Origin of the sequence: Streptococcus sp. HSISS2 (assembly GCF_000448665.1) — a bacterium.
GTDB lineage: Bacteria > Bacillota > Bacilli > Lactobacillales > Streptococcaceae > Streptococcus > Streptococcus raffinosi.
In genome coordinates this window covers 740,580-741,781 of the sequence record NZ_CM002133.1, presented here as the reverse complement: position 1 = coordinate 741,781, position 1,202 = coordinate 740,580, and the positions used below count along the sequence as shown (strand labels likewise).

Sequence of the window (1,202 nt, the reverse complement as noted above, 5' to 3'; positions counted from 1 at the left end):
TATGGTGCTTATACTGTCAATGTAAAAGCTTCAGCTCATAAAAACACAACAGGTCTCTATAATGTTCATCTTTACTATGTTCAGAAAGATGGACAATTGACTGGTGTAGGGGAACGACAACGCAAGTCTTCATTGGCAAGACCCCTGAGCAGCTAAGACCAAAAGCAAGTTTTGCTATTGAGAATAACAATGCCCAAAAGGGTACATTTGACGCCGTCATCACTAATATCACAGCACCTTTGGGTGTTAAGGATGTTTTGGTGCCATCATGGAGCCTTGAAAACGGTCAAGACGACCTTATTTGGCATAAGGCAACTAAACAAAGCGATGGCAGCTATCGTGTAACCATTAAGGCAAGTGAGCATAAGGGCAATAAAGGTAATTACCGTGCGGATGCTTATATTGTAGATAACTCTAACAATCGTCACTATATTTCAGAAAAAGTAGTATCGGTTGACTATGCACGTCCAAGTGGTGTCCTTTCGATTGAAAACAACAATACGGCAGCAGGTACTTTTGATGCAGTTGTTCGTAATATTGTTGCTCCTACAGGTTTGAAAGAAGTCCTTGTTCCTTCATGGAGTTTAGCTGGTGGTCAGGATGATCTTATCTGGCATAAGGCAACTCGTCAAGCTGACGGCTCTTACCGTGTGACGATTAAGGCAACAGACCATAAGAATTCAACTGGTAAATACCGTGCCGATGCTTATATTGTAGATGACTCAAACAATCGCTTCTACCTTACTGAAAAAGTGGTAGAAGTTACCCAAACTCGTCCTACTGCAAGTCTCATTATTGAAAACAATAATGTTGAATTGGGAACTTTTGATGCAGTTGTTCGTAATATTTCTGCTCCAAATGGTGTTAAGGAAGTCTTAGTGCCATCATGGAGTCTTGTGAACGGTCAAGATGACCTTATCTGGCACAAAGCGACTCGCCAATCAGATGGTAGTTATCGTGTCACTATCAAGTCTAATGAACACAAGAATTCGCTTGGCAATTATCGTGCTGACCTTTATATCGTAGATAACACTAACAAACGCTACTATGTCACTGAAACGGTGGTAGACGTTAAACATAATAAACCAGTCGGTACGATTTCAGTAGTCAACAATAACAAGGATGCTGGAACATTTGATGTCATTATCAGTGATGTCTATAGCCCTAAAGGTGTCCGTACTGTTCAAGTACCTATCTGGTCT

The 1,202-nt window shown here is 40.8% G+C and carries 1 pseudogene; it reads left to right on the top strand.

Annotated features, from left to right (window positions below):
- A pseudogene (locus HSISS2_RS03385) lies at nucleotides 1-1,202 on the top strand (GBS Bsp-like repeat-containing protein); the annotation flags it as partial.